The sequence below is a fragment of the Streptomyces sp. NBC_00637 genome, from assembly GCF_045161545.1.
Taxonomy (GTDB): domain Bacteria; phylum Actinomycetota; class Actinomycetes; order Streptomycetales; family Streptomycetaceae; genus Streptomyces.
Map to the genome: position 1 here is coordinate 7,352,715 of NZ_CP109046.1, position 17,233 is coordinate 7,369,947.

Below are 17,233 nucleotides of genomic sequence, written 5' to 3' on the forward strand. Positions count from 1 at the left end.
GGGAACCTGGTGTCCGGCAGCCGCGGAGCAGGTTCAGGGGCGGCCCGCGGCGTCGGGGCTGCGTGTGTCACGGCGCACGGCTTCCGTGCCGTGGTGCCAGGGTTCTCGCGGGGGCTCCGGGCGGGTGCGGCCGATCAGACCGAGCAGGAAGCCCGCGGTGATGGTGATCAGCCCCGGGGTCTGGAGCGGGAACCAGTGGAAGTCGCGGTCGGGAAAGAGCGCGACGGGTGTGCCCGACACGGCGGGGGATCCCGCCAGGAGCAGCGCGATCAGCGGCAGGGTCCCGTAGACGGTCCAGCGCGCCCCGGTGGCGGTGTAGCCGGGCAGGAAGAGCGCGTACAGCAGGACCGGAGCGAGCACCGACGCCGCGACGGTGAACGACAGCGAGATCATGGTCAGCCTGCCGCGGTCCTGGACGATCACGGCCAGCACGACGGCGGCCGCGCCGACCAGGACGATGCCGATCCTGGCCCGGCGGATCTCGCCGCCGGGCGAGCGGTGCGCGGTGTGGGCCGACCGGCCGCCGAAATCGCGGACCAGGCTGGAGGCGGCCGCCAGGGTGATACCGGCGACGGCCGCGAGCGTGGTCACGAACACGGCGCAGGCGACGGCGGCGAACACCATGCTGTGCCGGACGCCCCCGGCGACCGGGTCGAGCGCGCCCGTCAGCATCAGCAGCGCGGTCGCTCCACCGGGGTCGGCGGCCCGCAGCGCGTCCCGGCCGATCAGCGCGCAGGCCCCGAGCCCGGCCACCACCACCGCGGCGCACACCACCGTGACGGGGCCCACGGCCCAACCGACGGCACGGCGAGCGGTACGCGCGTCACGCAGCGGATGCAGCCGCATGGTCAGGTGCGGCAGACAGGCGGCACCGAGCAGGAGGGTGGTCTCGAAGCTGATCAGGTCGAGGCGCCCGGCGAGGGAGTGGCCGAAGTGCAGTCCGGGGCGCGCGTAGTCCACGCCCGCCTCCGAGCGGCCCCGGGCGGCGTCGAAGAGGCCCGCCGGTGACCATCCGTACCGGGCCAGGACGAGCCCGGCCACGAGCAGCACCACGATCAGCACGACACCGACCTTGAGCACCTGTACGTAACCGACGCCGCGCATCCCGCCGAACGCGGCGTAACAGACCATCAGCGTCCCGCCGGCGACGGTGCAGCCGGTGAGCGCGCCGTCGGGGAGGCCGAACATGGCCACCATGATGTGACCCGCGGTGGAGAGCTGCACCAGGAGCAGCGGGGTGAGGACGACGAGGGCGGCGACGCCGAGAGCGCGGCGTACGGAGACGTCGCCGAGCCGGTCGGCGAAGAAGTCCCCGAGAGTGAACACGCCGTCGCGGCGCAGGGGTTCGGCCATGATCCGCATGACCAGGTAGAGCGAGACGACGGTGGCGCAGGCGAAGAGCATGCCGTCGACACCGTCGAGGGCGACCGAGCCCGTGGTGCTGAGCAGGGTCGCCGCGGAGATGTAGTCGCCGGCGATGGCGAGACCGCTGCCGACCGGCCCGAAGGCGGCACTGCCTCCCGCGTAGAAGTGCACGGGGTCGTCCAGGTCGGCCGCGGCCAGCCCGCACATCAGCAGCGACACCGCGACGAAGACGAGGAAGACCACGATGGCCAGGGAGTGTCCGTCGCCGTTGCTCATGCTCGGCGCTCCGGTGCCGACGCGGCGTACGACGCCGTCGACGCGGACGGGGCTTGCGGCGCGCACGGGGCTTGCGGCGCCTCCGGGCCTGGCGGGGGAGGAGGAGAGGGAGGGGGAGGGGATGCGGAGGACATGCCGGTCATGCCATCAGCCGGTCAGGGCCGCGTACAGCGAACGGGGCAGGTGGGCGGCGGTGGCACAGCGGGACCGCGGGGGGCCTGTGCGGGGGCACAGGCTCGCCTCGACAGCCCTTCGGCATCCTCATCCGGACGCGCTCACGACCAACTCCCGCGCAGAATCCCGCAGTTCGCGGCCGTAGCCGTAGCCGTAGCCGTAGCCGCGGACCCGACCGGTCAGAACAGCTCCTGCTGCTCCACGGGGTCGGACCGGCACTCGGCGCGCCGGACCGGTTGCCGGGCCGGCGGCTTCGTGCCGAAGAGAGGCGCCGTGCCGTACTCGTCGGGTTCGGCCGGCACCGGGACGGGCCCCGTCCCCACGTTCAGTCGCAGCGGGACGTCCCGGTCGAAGTCCGCCGGCGTCATCGCCGGCCACTCACGTTTCTGACGTTCACTCATCGCCACCCCTCCGTCCTCACATCGTCCCCTACCCTGCGGCTCGACGGGCACGCCGGGGTGATGATCAAGGACGGGGACGGCCGGACGTCCGGCCGGTTCCGGACCGGAACCCGGTGGATCCGTGCGGTGAGCCGAACGAAACCCCCGGCCGGCTCCTCCTAGTAGCTGTCGTAGCCGGGCTTGCCGTTCGGTCGGTAGACGCCGACGACGGTGCCGCCCTTCGTGGTCGAGACGCTGACCGGCTCCAGCGCGGAGGGGATCGCTCCGTCGGCGAACAGCCGCTTGCCGGTGCCGATGATCACCGGATGGATGGTCAGCCGGTACTCGTCGACGAGGTCGTGCCGCATGAGGGTCTGGGCGAGGTCGCCGCTGCCGACGACGTTGATGTTGCCGCCGTCGGACGCTTTCAACTTGCGTACGGCATCGGCGACGTCGCCCTCCAGCAGCGTGGAGTTCTGCCACTCGACGGACGTCAGGGTCCGGGACGCCACGTACTTGTGCATGCTGTTCATCCGGTGGGTGAACGGGTTGTCGGGATCGGCGGTCGGCCAGTACGACGCGAAGATGTCGTAGGTCTTGCGGCCGAGCAGCATGGCGTCGGAGGACTCGTACCAACCGGAGATGGCCGCGCCGACCTCGTCGTCGGCCACCGGTTTCTGCCAGCCGCCGTGCTCGAAGCCGCTCTGGGTGTCCTCGTCCGGACCGCCCGGCGCCTGCATGACGCCGTCCAGCGTCAGGAACGTGCAGATGATGATCTTGCGCATGGTGCGCTCCCTTCGTCGACGGGTAGACGGCGCAGGCACCGAAAACTCATCGGCGGAACATCCGCGGAGCGGTACGGGATCAGCCGGCAGTGAGGTGCGGTACCTCCCGGCCGACCGGTGCGGGCTGCGGTGCGCGCGTCATTCGTCTTTATTCTGCTGCTTCTGCTTCGCCTTGGCGGACTTCTGTGCCGCCTTCTGGGCCTTGGCGGCCTTCTCCGACTTGCTGGACTGCTTGTCGGGTGTCGTCGGCTGCGTCACGGCCTGTGCTCCGGTGTCGGACGCGTTGTGGGCAGGGATGCCTGTAGCGTCGACCGGGTTGGGGCTCGTGCTGCCCGGGACGGCACCGACGCTCCGCAGTGGTCCTTCGGAGGTGTCGTGGGTCGGGGCCGGGGGAGCCACAGGTGTCGCGGAGGCGTCGTCCCGTCCCGCGGAGCCGTTTTCGGGGTGGGCAGGAGCGGCGGGGCTGCTGGCAGCCTGTGTCGTGTTCCCGTCGCCTCCGTGGTGCGGGAAGACGTCGGTGGCGGCGAGAGCGGCGGCCATCACCGTGACGAGCGCGACGGTTCCGCCGGCCACCAGAACCCGGTTACGCGCGGGAGCGGCCTTCGGAGCGGCTCGGCCCGGGGCGGGCGACGCGTTCGGGTGCGTCGCGTCCTCGTCGTGCGCCCGTTCGGGACCCTGCACGACGGAACCCTGCGCCGAGGAATCCCGCACGAAGGATGCGGCGGGGGCCGTGGGCGTGGTGAGCGTGGTCCGCGCGGCGGGTGCGGAGAGGGGCGAGTCGGCCAGGGCGGCCAGTGTGCGGGCGCAGTCGAGTGCCGACGGTCGCGTCTGTTCGTCCAGGGCGGTCATGTCCCGCAGCAGGGCGACGAGATCGTTCGGCAGGTCGCCGGGCAGTACGGGCGGGCGGTGCAGCCGCGCTATCGCTGCTTCGAGGGGGCCGCCGCCGTACTCGAGCCTGCCCGTGAGGCATTCGAGGAGCACGAGTCCGAGGGCGTAGATGTCGGCGGGCCGGCCGACGGACTGGCCGAGTACCTGCTCGGGGGAGAGGTACGCGGCGGTGCCGACGATCGTCCCGGTCACGGTGCGGGTGGTGGCGTCGACCAGCCGGGAGATGCCGAAGTCGGTCAGGTACGGGCGGCCGGACGCGCCAAGGAGGATGTTGGACGGTTTGACGTCACGGTGGACGATCCCCGCTTCGTGGGCGTGAGCCAGGGCCTGCGCGAGGCCGGCGCCCAGTTCCGCGGTCTCTTCGCAGGACAGGGCGCCTCCGGCGATGCGGGCCCTCAGCGTGGGGCCCTCGATCAGTTGCATGACCAGGTAGGCGCGGCCGTCATGCCGTCCGGCGTCGTAGGCGGTGACCAGCCCGGGATGCTGCAACCGGGCCAGGATCACCGCCTCGCTCGCGAAGCCTTCCTCCGATTCGAGGCCGGTGCCGGGCCGGAAGAGCTTCACCGCCACCGCACGCCTCAGGCGCAGGTCGAAACCACGGTGGACGTCCGCCGCGCCTCCCGAACCGATGCGAGCGTCCAGGCGGTAGCGGCCGGCCAGTATCTCGGCGGAACACCGGGAGGCCAACGCCTGAGCCGACTCGCGGAGCCTCATTCCGTCTCCTCATGTTGTGAAGCTGCATTGCTGCGGGCGCCCGTTTGCCGAGGCACGCCGGACGCAAGTACCCGCGAGCCGCCGGACTACCCCCCTGGACCGTCTCGACGGTCAGATGCGCCCAGGTGGGGGCGGCGTGAGCGTCATGGGCAAGCACATGTTCGACGCCGGCGAGCGGGGTCTGGCCGGAGGAGGCGCCGTTCCACACCCCGGTGTTCGTCGTCACGCCGACCGAGCGTGACCCGTGGGAGCGGCCTGGCGGCACGACCTTCCACTTCGTCGGCACCGGCATCGGCCTGTTCGACCGCGTGGACCCGGCCCGCATCGCCCTCGACCAGACCCGCACGGACGCGTCATCCCGGGTGACCCACCTGACCTACGCCGTCGCAATGCGGTAGCCGGCGCACCACGGGCCACCGGTCGTGCGCTGTCCCCCGGCGGGCGGGCGGTTCAGCGCAACCCGGCGAAGAGGTCGTTCTCGGGGACGGCCGCGCCGGTGGTGTCCTGGACACGGACGAACGTCTCGACGCCCATCAACTCGGTGAACTTCTCGCGGCCCATCTTCAGGAAGAAGATGTTCTCGCCCTGGCTGGCGTGCGCGGCCAGCGCATCGTATTTCTGGGCGCCGAACGCGGCGGTGTCCACCCAGGTGGTGATCTCCTCGTCGGGGAGTCCGATCTCGGCCATCGCCGCGGTTTCGGCGGGATCCGGCTCCTGCCCGTCCGCGCCGAACTCGCGCATGACCTCGCCGAACCGCTGCATCATCGAGCGGGGCGCCGTCGTCCAGTACACCTTGGGTGTCAGCGCGGTCGTCTCCAGCGCCGCCATCGTGATGCGGTTGGCCTGGATGTGGTCGGGGTGGCCGTAGAAGCCGTTCTCGTCGTAGGTGACGACCACATCGGGCTGATAGCGCCGCATGAGTTCCGCGAGGCGCGCAGCGCCCTCCTCCACGGGTGTCTGCCAGAAGGAGCCGGGGGCTTCATTGGTCGGCCAGCCCATCATCCCGGAGTCGGCGTAGTCCAGCGTCTCCAGATGACCGATCTTCAGCACCTCGCAGCTGGCCTCGAGTTCCTCACGCCGCATCAAGGCGACGGCCGCCGGATCGTGCCCGGGGTCGCCGGGCTTGACGCCCTGCGGTCCGTCACCGCAACCACCGTCGGTACACGTCACGAGGACCGTGCGCATGCCTTCCGACGCGTACCGGGCGAGGACGCCCCCTGTTCCCGTGGCCTCGTCGTCGGGGTGGGCGTGTACCGCCATGAGCGTCAAGGGCCGGTCGTTCATGAGAATTCCTCCTGTGTAAAGGGCCTCGGTCCGGGTCCGGGTGCGGGGCCGAGCCCGGGTCCGGGTCAGAGTTTGCGGCGGGGGCGTACGAGGCGTTTGAGCGGTCGCTGCTCGACATCGCCATGATCCCGGCGCGGTCCGGCGCGAACTCGACGAGGCCCCCTCCGTGATCTGGACATGCGCCGGCGTGGGTCCGGCCGTCCCCACAACCTGCCCGAGGACCTCTTCCATTCCCTCAGGCGTGAAGAACACCGTGTTCGAGCCGTCTGGGGCGCCCTCGCGCTGTTGTGTCTCGTCACGTTCGTCTGCGCCCTGCCCTACGCGATCCATGTGGGCGGACAGACCCTGCCCGAGGGCCAGTCGCTGCCGACTCTCCTCCCGATCAGCGTCGTCGCCCTGTTCGGGACGTTCGTGGCCGGGCCCACCTTCTGGTCACTGAGCCGGCGCTGCGACGGCGTCAGCCTGTACCACGCGCCCGAGCCCCGTCGGCAGCACCAGATCCGAGCGGTCCGGGAGCCCAGCCCCCTGTCCACCGGCTCCCCGGCCGCCCGCCGCCGGTGACCCGCCTTCGAGGCCGGTTCGCGGGACGCCGCTGAGGGGCGGACCTCGTCGGCGGGAAGGTTGTCGTCCGCCTCCCGACGCAGCACGGCAGGTGTCGCCGGACACGTCGCCCACGGCCAGCCCCCTCACCACCCCGCGTTCCCCGGCGCCGTGCATCGGCGTCGGGGAACTTCGCGTGCGTCAGGGGGCCTTCCTCTCCTCCCTCGGACGGGCCGGCCGGTGGTCACCGGGTCGGCACATGTCGCGCAAACCGGTGTCGGTGCCCGGCCGTAAGGTGACGGAAGGACTGTGATCGACGACGGGCGGGCGGGGGCACCGGTGGGGGACGCGGACGTGGAACGGCTGGTCGGCAGGACCGGGGAGCTCGACCGGTTCGACGCCGTCCTCGCGCACCTGGGTCGGACCGGGGCGGTGTCGGCCGTAGACATCTCCGGGGAGCCCGGCATCGGGAAGAGCCGCCTGCTCATCGAGGCGTGCGCACGGGCACGGCGTGCCGGGTTCACGGTGCTGCGGGGGAGGGCCACCGAGTACGAACAGCACGTGCCGTTCCAGGTGTTCACCGACGCGCTCGCCGACGCGGCGTTCGAGACGGCGGCCTCCGTCCCCCTGACCGCCGAGGCCGGCGCGGTGCCCCACCAGGCCGGGGACGCGCCCGACGGCGGTGCGGCGGCGCGGTTCGGCCCCCGGCACGCGCTCGCGGCCCTCCTCACCCGGCTGGGCGACCCCGGCGTGGTGCTGGCTCTGGACGACCTGCACTGGGCGGACCCCGCCTCCCGCGAACTCGTGGACCATCTCGTCCGCCATCCCCCGCGCGGCCGGGTGCTGCTGATCGTCGCGCGCCGGGCCCGCCAGACGCCGACCTCGCTCACCGCGGCACTCACGCGCGGCATCGACGCGGGCGCCGTACTCCACCTGCCCCTGGGGCCGCTCCCCGAGCAGGAGTCCATCCGGGAACTGGCCGGCGACCTCCCCGCGGCTCGGGCCGGGCAACTGTACGCGGCCAGTGAGGGCAACCCCCTGTACCTGCGGTCCCTCCTGCACGCGTATCGCGGCGGGGCACCGCTGGGCGGCATCGGCGCCCACCCGGACCCCGTCGGCCCGGCCGGCGTCCCCAGCGGTCTGGCCGCGCTGCTGCTCGACGAGCTGAGCGGACTCGACGACCGGCAGCGCCGTCTCGTCGAAGCGGTCGCCGTGCTCGGCGACCAGGCGACGACCGGGATGCTGACCCTGGTGACCGACACCCCCGCCCCCGCCGTCGAGAAGGACACCGACGCCCTCACCGCACGCGACGTCCTGCGCCCGGGGCCGGGCGACCGCTGGGCACTGCGCCATCCGCTGGTGCGGGCCCTCGTCTACGAGAACACCTCGCCGGTACGGCGCACCGCCCTCCACCGTCGCGCGGCGCGGGAACTGGGCGACAGGGGCCTCCCCGCCGCCGAACGCGCCCACCACGTCGAACGCTCGCTCAGCGGCTGGGATCCCGAGGCCGCCGCGCTGCTGAGCGAGGCCGCCGAACAGTTCGCGTCCACCGCGCCGGCCACCGCGGCCCACCTGCTGGGCGTCGTCCTCGGCCACCTCCCCCGGACGCCCGACCACACCCGGCGGCGCGGTGAACTGACCCTGGCCCGGGCCCGCGCGCTCGGCGTCGGCGGTGCGCTCGGCGAAAGCCGCGACCTGCTCCACGAACTGATCGAGGCATCGGGCGAGAGCCACCCCGACCTGCGGGCCGAGGCCGTCGCACAGTGCGCCGTGATGGAACGCCACCTCGGTCACTCGCCCGAGGCCACGGCCCTGCTGCGCCGGGAGCTGTCCCGTACCCCGGGCCCGGCCCCCGGCCAGGACGTCTCCCTCAGGCTCGCCCTGGGCATGTCCGCCCTGCTCACCGCGTCGTACCCCGAGGCGCGCGCGGACGTCGCCCGGGCCGTCGCCGTCGCCCGCGCCGACGGCGACGCGCCGGGCGAGGCGGCCGCGCTGGCCCTCGCCGCTCTCGGAGAGGCGTACGAGGGGCAGACGGCGGCCGCCGCCGGGTTCGCCGACGCCGCCCGTGCCCTCACCGACGCGCTGACCGACCCCGACCTCACCGAGCTGTGCGCGTCACTGGTCTGGCTGGCCTGGGCGGAGACGCTGCTGGAGCGGTACGCCGACGCGGAGCGGCACATCACCCGCGGTCTGGACATCGCCCGGCGCGGCGGACAACTCCACGTCCTGCCCCACCTGCTGACCAACCGGGCCTTCGTCTGCCTGCACACCTGCCGGCTGCCCGCCGCGCTGGAGGCGGCCGAGGAGGCCGAGGCCATCGCCCGCGCCACCGGCAGTGCGGATCTGCTCGGCTTCACTCTCGCCATCAAGACGCTGGTGCTCCTCATCGGCCGTCCGCTGGGCGACGGCAGCGCGCTGGCCACGGGTGAGGAGGCCGTCGCGGCGGTGGCGGGGAGCAAGGGCTGGTGGGCCGCCCTCGCCTGGTGCATGCTCGGCCACGCGGCGCTGGTGAACGGCGACCCGTACCGAGCCGAGCAAGCCATCGTGACCGCCGGCGGCGGCCCCGAACTGCCGTTGCTGCAACCGTCGATCCGTCCCGGCCAGCTGGACACGCTGGTGGGCACCGCCCTCGCCACCGGTGATCCCGCCAAGGCGGGTCGGTGGGCCCGACAGGCGTCCCGCGAGGCGAGGCGACTGGGCCTGGGCGGCCAGCGCGCGGGCGCGTTGCGGGCCGAGGCGACGCTGGCCGAGCACCACGGCGACGCCGACAAGGCCGTACGCCTCCTCGACGTGGCCGCGCAGGAGTACGCCCGCTGCGGTCTGACCCTGTGGGAGGCGTACTGTCTGCTGCGCGCCGCTCCCCTCGTCAAGCGCGCGGGGCAGGGTCCGCGGGCCGCCGCGATGTGGCAGCGGGCCCACCGGATCGCCACCGACGGCGGAGCCCGGCTGCTGGTGGACCTGGCCGGGCTGGCCCGTCCGCAGGTCATCCCGGACACGGCGGTGCTACCGCCCGAGCTGGCCGACCTGACGCCGCGTGAACTCGACATCGCGGGGCTCGTGGCGGAGGGCCTGAGCAACCAGGCCGTCGCCGCCCGGCTCCACCTCAGTCCCCGCACCGTCGAGACCCACCTGTCGTCCATCTACCGCAAGACGTCCGTGCCGTCCCGCTCGGCTCTGGCGGTCCTGATGACGCGCAGCGGTCCGACCTCGGGCGGCAGGGCGTGATCCGATGAGGACGCCCGTCGAGGCCACGGCATCGGAGGGAACCACGTGGCCGGACCCGTGCGGTCGGGGGCGTACCGGAGAGCGGACATGCGGCCGCGGCCGCGGCCGCGGTGCGTCGGCGCTTCGGCTCTTCGTCTGCGTAGGCCTCTACGTGGATCCCCCGATGTGCCGACGCGCCCGTTCGGGCGAGGATTGCGTGCCCCCCTACTTCCCCGGCCCGAGCGAAAGGACGTCGGTTTCGATGTTTCCGTGGATCATGTGGTCGGTCGTCCTCCTGGCGCCGTTCGTCGTCGGAGGAACCCTCGCGTTCCGTACCGCGCGGCGGGCGGTCAAGGCGGACCGGGCGATGCGCGTGCTGGCCGAACGTCCCGGCTGGAGGCGGCTCGTGCCCGACGGGGACGGACCGTGGGCCGGGTACGCGGGCCACTTCCCCTGGCTGCTGCGAACCCGGTACGGCACCGCCGTCGCCGGGCCGCTCGGCGAACATCCGGTCACCGTCGCCAGGCTCTGGGAACCCGTCGGGCGACGGGACATGCGGCACTGGCTGGTCGTCTGCTTCGACGTGGCGGACAGCGGGCCCATGCTGCGTCTGGAGCGGCACTGGAGCGCGGCGGAGCTCGACCTGCGCTTCTCCGGGGAGATCCCGTACCTGGTGATGAGCGACGACCGGGCGGCGATGACCGAGCGGTTCTACGCCTCGGATCTGCCGCGGCGGCTGACGCGGTGTGCCGCACCGGCGGTCTCGCACGCCAGGTTCGGGGTGTGCTTCGCCTTCCCGATGCCGGACGTGGCGGACATGGACGCTCTCCTGGACGAACTCGCCGCCATGGTCCCGGACCTCGCCGCCCTCGCCCGGTCCGCCGCACCGGCCGCTCCGGAGAAGCCGCAGGACGCGTCCTAGCACTCCGGACTCCGACCTCCGCCGGCACGGGTGTGCCGGATCGTTCGGGCCGCGGTGGCGCGGGGGCGTCCGTGCCTGCGGACGTCCTTCTCGCCCGGAGCCGCCGAGGGCGTCCCCACGGTCACCCGGTGACGGGGCGTGGGCCGGTTCCTCGGCGGAGCCACCGCGGGGTCGCCCCCGGCCGGGGCGGCTACCTGGTGAAGACCCCGATGCCGTTCGCCACGGGGCGCTCATAGCCGTCGGACGGGTGGTTGCGGACCGTCACCTTGGTCGAGCCCGCGGGACGGGCCACCAGGGTCGACGAGCCGCCGCCGTCCAGGCTGAAGCCCTCGGTCGCGCCGAGGCTCTTCAGGGCGTTGGCGACCTCGGCGATCGTCAGCCCCTTGCGGTAGGCGGTGGCACCGTCCAGCGCGAACAGGTACACCCGCTTCCCGCCGTTGCCGATACCCACGGCCGTCCGCACCGCCGACACCGACTTGTCCAGGCCGGACAGCGGCTGGGCGGCCGACAGGATCGGGTAGCCGCCCACGGCGAAGCTGTACGCCGACTTCGACGCGGCCGTCAGTCCGTAACGCACCGCCACCGCTTGGCCCTTGACGAGGTTCTTCAGGCGCGCCGCGCCCGCCTCCCGCCCGACGAGGACCGTGGTGCCGGCCGTGATGGTGCCGCCGCCGGGTGAGGTCGAGGTCGACACCACCCGGCCCTTCCTCACCGTCACCTCGTAGGTGCTGGTGCTGCATGCCGCGGCCCGTTCGGTGTCCGTGCCGCAGGTGGCCCGCTTGCGCGAGACGCCGCCCCAGTCCGAGGTGTAGGCGCCGATGGAGTTCTCCGCCAGCGCGTACTGGTTGACGCCGCCCAGCGGCAGCCGCCGCCCGAGGACGCTGACCGTGCCGTTGAGGGACAGGCTGTCCAACCGGGCCTTGCCGTCGGTGCCGACGCCGACCACGGCCTTGGTGTTCGTGCCCGGCGGCAGTGCGGGCCCGAACCGCTGCCCGTTCGGGACCGCGCCCTTGAGCGCCTTCCCGTTCACGACCGCCGGCCCCACGCTCGCCCCGGTCGCGGCGACGCCCGGGTGCTGTGTCTCGCTGATGTTGAAGAAGTCGCCGTTGATGCCGGCGACTGCCTTCTGGCTGTCGGCCAGTGAGGAGATGGCCGCGCGGGACGCGACCGCCCCCGGGTACAACAGCCCGAGGCGTACATGCGTGTTGCTGAGATCGACGCTGAGCACGTGCACGTGCGTCGTCCCGGCGGCCCCCGACAGGTCGTACTGGCGGTACGCCACGCCCGACGCCACGGTGGTCCAGGTCGCGGCGTCGGCCGGAGCCGCCCCCGCGAGCGCCGCACCGGCCACCGTGCCGAGCGCGGCGAGCAGCGTCACGGGCTTTCTGCCCACCCCGAACCGCTTCTGATGTCGTGTCACGGACCCCCCTGGGTAGTTTGGGCCGCAACTTTCTCATGACCTGCGGTAACTTCCGCCAGGGGGGTGTGCGGGAAGACCACGGGAACGGGTGACGAAACGCACGATTCCGGGTGGCTTGTGCTGCCGTTCGGCCGCGCCGCCCGGCCTCTTGTGCTACTCGGTCGCGGGGGCGGTCGGGTTCGCGGCGGTCGTGTCCGGTGCGGCGTAGCAGCGCAGGGACACCGTCCGGGCCGGGCCCCACCGCTGGTCCGCGGTGCCGAGGAACCGCCAGCCGAGCCGCTCGTAGAAGGAGGCCGCGGGGTCGGTGGCGACCACGTCCGGCACCGGGTGCAGGTCCCGGGCACGGGCCGCCCCGACCGCCCGTGCCGGGAGGGCCGCGCCGACACCGTGACCGCGGGCCCGGGGCGAGACGTACAGCCGGCTGATCACCGCCGGCGCCGCCCGGCCGTCCCACAGGTTCGCCGCCACGTCCTCCTCCTCGGCTCCGCACAGGCGGACAGGGGCGCGGGGGCTTCGGCGGGGTCAGTCGTCATCGCGGCGCACCTGGTCGTCGTACGCGGCGAACGGGGTGAAGTGGGCCGGGGCGTGATCGATCGGCAGATCCGGGCGCCAGACGGTGAGGGACTGCGCGCTGCACACGAACAGGGAGGGCGGCAGGCGGTCCAGGGAGTACCAGCGCCAGTCGCCGACGCTCTCGCCGGGCTGGTCGGCCGGCTCGCCCTCCCAGTCGGTGACGACGGCGCCGACGGTCATCCGCACGACCCCCTCGACCCGGTCCAGCAGGGTCCCCAGCAGACGTACCTTCGACGCGTCCGCCCGCAGCCCGGTCTCCTCCCGCAGCTCCCGCACGACCGTCTCCTGGAGGGACTCGCCGGGCTCCACCGTGCCTCCGGGCAGCTCCCAGGTGCCCCGGCGGTGTCGGCCCAACAGCAGTCCCCGGGGCCCGTGGAGAATGGCGCCGACGCCGATCGCGGCGTGCGCGACCGGTGGGCGCCCGGTGCGCGGGCGGGTCGAGACGCGCACCGGGCGCCGGGCCCGGAACACCCGGTAGGCGGCGGGGTTCGCCGGGTCGGGCGACGTCACCGGCACCACCTCCTCCACGCGCAGCCCGTGCTCGGCGAGCAGCTCCTCCCACGTCTCGGTGGTGGGCACCCACATCCGGACCGTCGTCTCGCCGCCGCCCGCGAACCGCAGGGTCTCCGGCCGCGCCACCGACTCCGAAGAGGGGCCGTCGCCGAGGGAGTTGGTGTGCAGCACGGAAAAGCACAGCGTCCCGCCGGGAGCGAGCGCGGTCGCCAGGGCGGGGAACAGCCGCCGTGGGTCGATGAACGGCACGGTGTTGACGGAGTAGATCACGTCATAGGGCGGCGCGGCCCGCAGATGCTCGACGGCGTCCGCGTGCAGCAGTCGCAGCCCGGGCAGCGAGCCGTACCGGTCGCGGGCCCGCTCGATCTGGCCCGGCGCGAGATCGACCGCGTCGACGGTGGCCCCGTGCGCGCGGACGAGCCGGGCGGCGTGCCGGGCCGTGCCACAGCCGAGGTCCAGGACGCGACGGCCCGTCAGCTCGCCGAGGAACGCCTCGTCCGGCCCGGCGCCCGGGAAGCCCCAGTCGATGCGTTCCGCCTCGGCCAGGACCGTGCCGCGCCGCAGGTGGTGCGAGGCGTAGGCCTGCCAGGCGTCGGCGTTCACGGTCTCCGGGCCCCCGGGGGCGACGGGACGGGGCATGCGGTCCTCCGGTGACGGGGCGGTCGGTGCGCGTCGGGCAGGACGATTCTTACCGGACCCGGCACCGGGCAACCGGCGTACGGGCAGGGTGAGCCGATGGACCGGCGGCCCTGCCCGCCGGGGCACGGCCCGAGGGGCCGCCGTCGCTAGTGGACCGGGTGCTTGCTGAGGATGGACACGCGGTTGAAGGCGTTGATGGTGACCGCCACCCAGACGACCGCCGATATCTGGTCCTCGGTGAGCACCTCCAGGGCGTCGGCGTACGCCGCCTCCTGCGCGGCGGCGTCGGACGGCACGGTGGTCGCCTCGGCCAGCGCCAGGGCGGCCCGCTCCGGCTGGCTGAACAGGTCGGTGTCCCGCCAGGCGGCGAGGACGCCCAGCCGCCGGGTGTCCTCACCCGCGCGCAGGGCGGCCCGGGTGTGCACGTCGAGGCAGAACGCGCAGCCGTTGAGCTGTGAGACGCGCAGGTTGAGCAGTTCCACGAGGGTGCGCTCCAGACCGGCCTCGGCGGCGGCCGCCCGCACGGCCTCGGAGGTCTGGACCAGCGCGTGGTAGGGCTTGGGGCTCTGCTTGTCTATGAAGATCCGTCGCGTCATAGTTGAATATCAAACCATTCATGGTCGGAACCGCAGGAACGAGAGGTGCCCACGGTGAGCAAGGTCGAGGTACTCACCCCGCGAGACGTCCCGCTGGGCGGCCCCCGGGCGATGACCGTACGACGGACGCTGCCGCAGCGTACGCGCAGCCTCATAGGAGCATGGTGCTTCGCCGACCACTACGGCCCCGACCCCGTCGCCGACACCGGCGGCATGGACGTGGCCCCGCATCCGCACATCGGTCTGCAGACGGTGAGCTGGCTGTTCACCGGCGAGATAGAACACCGCGACAGCCTGGGCAGCCACGCCTTCGTGCGACCCGGCGAGCTCAACCTGATGACCGGCGGACACGGCATCGCCCACTCGGAGGTCTCCACCCCGCGCACCACGGTCCTGCACGGCGTCCAGCTGTGGGTGGCCCTCCCGGACGAACACCGCGACGCGCCGCGGGACTTCCAGCACCACGCCCCCGAACCGGTCGGCGTACCCGGCGCCGAGATCAGGGTCTTCCTGGGCTCCCTCGCCGGCTCCACCTCCCCGGTCCGCACGTTCACCCCGCTCCTCGGCGCCGAACTCGTCCTCGAACCGGGCGCGGAGCTCACCCTCGCCGTCGACCCCGCCTTCGAGCACGGCCTGCTCGTCGACACCGGCGAGGTCCGCTTCGCCGACTGCTCGCTGCGGCCCGCGGAACTCGGCCACCTGGACCCCGGCCCCACCCGTCTCGCCCTGGCCAACGACTCGACCACCCCGGCCCGCGTGATCCTCCTGGGCGGCCCGCCGTTCGAGGAGGAGATCGTCATGTGGTGGAACTTCATCGGGCGCAGTCACGAGGACATCGTGCGGGCCCGGGCGGAGTGGATGGACGGGCTGGGCGGGGTCCGGTTCGGTGAGGTGGACGGCTACGGCGGGGCCCCGCTGCCGGCGCCGGAGCTGCCGTCGGTACCGCTGAGGGCGCGCCGCAGGGCACCGAGATGACCCGGCGGGTCGAAACCGCCGGTTCCCTGCTCTTCGGGGGGCCGGGCGCCGGACGGTGGGACGACGAGCGGGTCAGGGCGGTCGCCGTGCCCCTCGCCACCCACCTCGAGTACCGCTTCGTCCCCCGGGGTGTCGGTCCGGCCTGGGCGGCTGGGGCGGCCGGTCCGGCCGGGGCGGCTGAGGCGGCCACGGGGCTGTGACACCCGGTGGCCGGCTCCGTGGGCACCTCGCCGGTGCCAACCCTCCCGCGCCGTGCCTACCGGTCGAACCCCGCGCGACGACGACACCGCCTCCTCATTCACATCATCTGACATGGATTCATATGATGTGTACCTTTCGGTGTGCGCTAGGATTCTTTACCGAGCGCTTACACTCCGTTGGGCGCCGATCCGGTCGGTCGTGGGGTAATGGCCCGGCGGCCGCCGCCGACGTGATGGGGGGCGTGACATGGGGCGAATCGTCCACGTGCGCGTCGACAACGCCGCTCGCGACGGCGTCCCCGATACCGGCGGTGCCGTCCTGAGCCACCACCCCGTGCGCTGACGCGTCCTTCGCCACGCGGTGGAACAGGCAGACCCACGGTCGGTACCGCCTCCCACGCCACACCGCACACCGCCAACGGCGGCGCCCCACACCCTTCTTCGGCTCCCCGGCACCGCCGCGAGCCGCCGAGGGACGCCCGCACGCCCGTACGGCACAGACGCCACCACCGACTTCGACCGACGGAGGTCAGACGCCCGTGCACGACACCACCGCTCTGCTCATCGAACTCGGGGCGATCATCCTCGTCCTGGGCCTGCTGGGACGCCTGGCCGGACGGGTGGGCTTCTCGCCCATACCCCTCTACCTGCTGGCCGGGCTCGCCTTCGGCCACGGCGGCCTCCTGCCGCTGGAGGCCAGCGAGGAGTTCGTCGCCACCGGCGCGGAGATCGGCGTCATCCTGCTGCTGCTCCTGCTCGGTCTGGAGTACAGCGCCTCCGAACTCGTCACCAGCCTCAAGACCCAATACCCCTCGGGAGCCGTCGACTTCGCGCTCAACGCCGCCCCCGGCGCCGCCGCGGCCCTGCTGCTCGGCTGGGGCCCGGTCGCCGCCGTCGCACTGGCGGGCGTCACCTGGATCTCCTCCTCCGGCGTCATCGCCAAGGTCCTCGGTGATCTGCGCCGGCTCGGCAACCGCGAGACCCCGGTCGTCCTGGGCATCCTGGTCCTGGAAGACCTCTCCATGGCCGTCTACCTGCCGATCCTCACCGCCCTGCTCGCCGGGGTGAGCCTCGCGGGCGGAGCCGTCACCCTCCTGATCGCCCTGGGGACCGTCGGCGCCGTCCTCTATGTGGCGCTGCGCCACGGCCGTCTCCTCAGCCGCGCGGTTTCCTCCGACAACGCCGAGATGCTCCTGCTGGTCGTCCTCGGTCTCACCCTCCTCGTCGCGGGCATCGCCCAGCAGCTCCAGGTCTCCGCGGCCGTGGGCGCCTTCCTCGTCGGCATCGCGCTGTCCGGCGAGGTCGCCGAGGGCGCCAGCAGCCTGCTGACCCCGCTGCGGGATCTGTTCGCCGCGGTGTTCTTCGTCTTCTTCGGCCTGCACACCGACCCCGCGGACATCCCGCCCGTCCTGCTTCCCGCCCTGGGGCTGGCCACCGTCACCACCCTGACGAAGATCGCCACCGGCTACTGGGCGGCCGGACGGGCCGGGATCTCGGCCAAGGGACGGTGGCGGGCGGGCGGCACCCTGGTCGCGCGCGGCGAGTTCTCCATCGTCATCGCCGGGCTCGCCGTCGGCGTGGAGCCGCGCATCGGCCCGCTGGCCACCGCGTACGTACTGATCCTGGTCGTCCTCGGGCCGCTCGCCGCCCGCTGGACCGAGCCCCTGGCCCGCCGCCTCGCCCGGGGCCGCCCCCGGAGCGCGTCGCCGGGCCCGGTCGCACCGGCGGAGCCCGCCGAGGCCGTGCCCGCGGGCCGCTGACGGCCGGTGCGGGGACGGTGCGCCG

Annotated in this window: 16 protein-coding genes; 7 read left to right on the forward strand and 9 right to left on the reverse strand. The window is 73.3% G+C overall.

Going from position 1 to position 17,233, the window contains the following annotated elements:
- Positions 1 to 33 precede the first annotated feature (33 nt).
- From OG440_RS32420 to OG440_RS32435, 4 genes are all read right to left on the reverse strand, one after another.
- Positions 34 to 1,707 (reverse strand): cation acetate symporter, encoded by a 1,674-nt coding sequence (locus OG440_RS32420; RefSeq protein ID WP_406010297.1) that lies wholly within the window; start codon positions 1,705 to 1,707, stop codon positions 34 to 36.
- A gap of 287 nt (positions 1,708 to 1,994) precedes the next feature.
- A complete protein-coding gene (locus OG440_RS32425) occupies positions 1,995 to 2,216 on the reverse strand; it encodes a hypothetical protein (RefSeq protein ID WP_406010298.1) in 222 nt (73 codons plus the stop codon).
- 158 nt (positions 2,217 to 2,374) lie between these two features.
- Complete coding sequence (locus OG440_RS32430) at positions 2,375 to 2,980, reverse strand: dihydrofolate reductase family protein (RefSeq protein ID WP_406010299.1); 606 nt, start codon at positions 2,978 to 2,980, stop codon at positions 2,375 to 2,377.
- A gap of 138 nt (positions 2,981 to 3,118) precedes the next feature.
- Entirely contained in the window at positions 3,119 to 4,582 is a 1,464-nt protein-coding gene (locus OG440_RS32435) for a serine/threonine-protein kinase (protein WP_406010300.1), read from the reverse strand.
- Positions 4,583 to 4,794: 212 nt separating this feature from the next.
- On the opposite strand from OG440_RS32435, the gene OG440_RS32440 reads away from it, so the two are divergent.
- Complete coding sequence (locus OG440_RS32440; protein ID WP_406010301.1) at positions 4,795 to 4,980, forward strand: hypothetical protein; 186 nt, start codon at positions 4,795 to 4,797, stop codon at positions 4,978 to 4,980.
- 52 nt (positions 4,981 to 5,032) lie between these two features.
- Here the strand turns inward: OG440_RS32440 and OG440_RS32445 are convergent, their stop codons facing one another.
- Positions 5,033 to 5,866: a PIG-L family deacetylase gene (locus OG440_RS32445; RefSeq protein WP_406010302.1), complete on the reverse strand. Its 834-nt coding sequence runs from the start codon at positions 5,864 to 5,866 to the stop codon at positions 5,033 to 5,035.
- A gap of 177 nt (positions 5,867 to 6,043) precedes the next feature.
- Here OG440_RS32445 and OG440_RS32450 point away from each other — a divergent pair, with 177 nt between their 5' ends.
- From OG440_RS32450 to OG440_RS32460, 3 genes are all read left to right on the forward strand, one after another.
- Entirely contained in the window at positions 6,044 to 6,427 is a 384-nt protein-coding gene (locus OG440_RS32450) for a hypothetical protein (protein ID WP_406010303.1), read from the forward strand.
- A 288-nt stretch (positions 6,428 to 6,715) separates the two neighbouring features.
- Complete coding sequence (locus OG440_RS32455) at positions 6,716 to 9,631, forward strand: helix-turn-helix transcriptional regulator (protein WP_406010304.1); 2,916 nt, start codon at positions 6,716 to 6,718, stop codon at positions 9,629 to 9,631.
- 241 nt (positions 9,632 to 9,872) lie between these two features.
- Positions 9,873 to 10,532 (forward strand): hypothetical protein, encoded by a 660-nt coding sequence (locus OG440_RS32460; protein WP_406010305.1) that lies wholly within the window; start codon positions 9,873 to 9,875, stop codon positions 10,530 to 10,532.
- A 190-nt stretch (positions 10,533 to 10,722) separates the two neighbouring features.
- Here the strand turns inward: OG440_RS32460 and OG440_RS32465 are convergent, their stop codons facing one another.
- From OG440_RS32465 to OG440_RS32480, 4 genes are all read right to left on the reverse strand, one after another.
- Positions 10,723 to 11,952 (reverse strand): phosphodiester glycosidase family protein, encoded by a 1,230-nt coding sequence (locus OG440_RS32465; protein WP_406010306.1) that lies wholly within the window; start codon positions 11,950 to 11,952, stop codon positions 10,723 to 10,725.
- Between the two features lie 153 nt (positions 11,953 to 12,105).
- A complete protein-coding gene (locus OG440_RS32470) occupies positions 12,106 to 12,420 on the reverse strand; it encodes a GNAT family N-acetyltransferase (protein WP_406010307.1) in 315 nt (104 codons plus the stop codon).
- A gap of 54 nt (positions 12,421 to 12,474) precedes the next feature.
- Complete coding sequence (locus OG440_RS32475; protein ID WP_406010308.1) at positions 12,475 to 13,677, reverse strand: NUDIX domain-containing protein; 1,203 nt, start codon at positions 13,675 to 13,677, stop codon at positions 12,475 to 12,477.
- Between the two features lie 146 nt (positions 13,678 to 13,823).
- On the reverse strand, positions 13,824 to 14,273 hold the full coding sequence (locus OG440_RS32480; protein WP_406010309.1) for a carboxymuconolactone decarboxylase family protein: 450 nt from the start codon (positions 14,271 to 14,273) through the stop codon (positions 13,824 to 13,826).
- A 111-nt stretch (positions 14,274 to 14,384) separates the two neighbouring features.
- On the opposite strand from OG440_RS32480, the gene OG440_RS32485 reads away from it, so the two are divergent.
- From OG440_RS32485 to OG440_RS32495, 3 genes are all read left to right on the forward strand, one after another.
- Entirely contained in the window at positions 14,385 to 15,248 is an 864-nt protein-coding gene (locus OG440_RS32485; protein WP_406011518.1) for a pirin family protein, read from the forward strand.
- Positions 15,245 to 15,448: a hypothetical protein gene (locus tag OG440_RS32490; RefSeq protein ID WP_406010310.1), complete on the forward strand. Its 204-nt coding sequence runs from the start codon at positions 15,245 to 15,247 to the stop codon at positions 15,446 to 15,448. Before OG440_RS32485 ends, OG440_RS32490 begins: the two co-directional genes overlap by 4 nt.
- A gap of 539 nt (positions 15,449 to 15,987) precedes the next feature.
- Complete coding sequence (locus OG440_RS32495) at positions 15,988 to 17,208, forward strand: cation:proton antiporter (RefSeq protein ID WP_406010311.1); 1,221 nt, start codon at positions 15,988 to 15,990, stop codon at positions 17,206 to 17,208.
- Positions 17,209 to 17,233 lie beyond the last annotated feature (25 nt).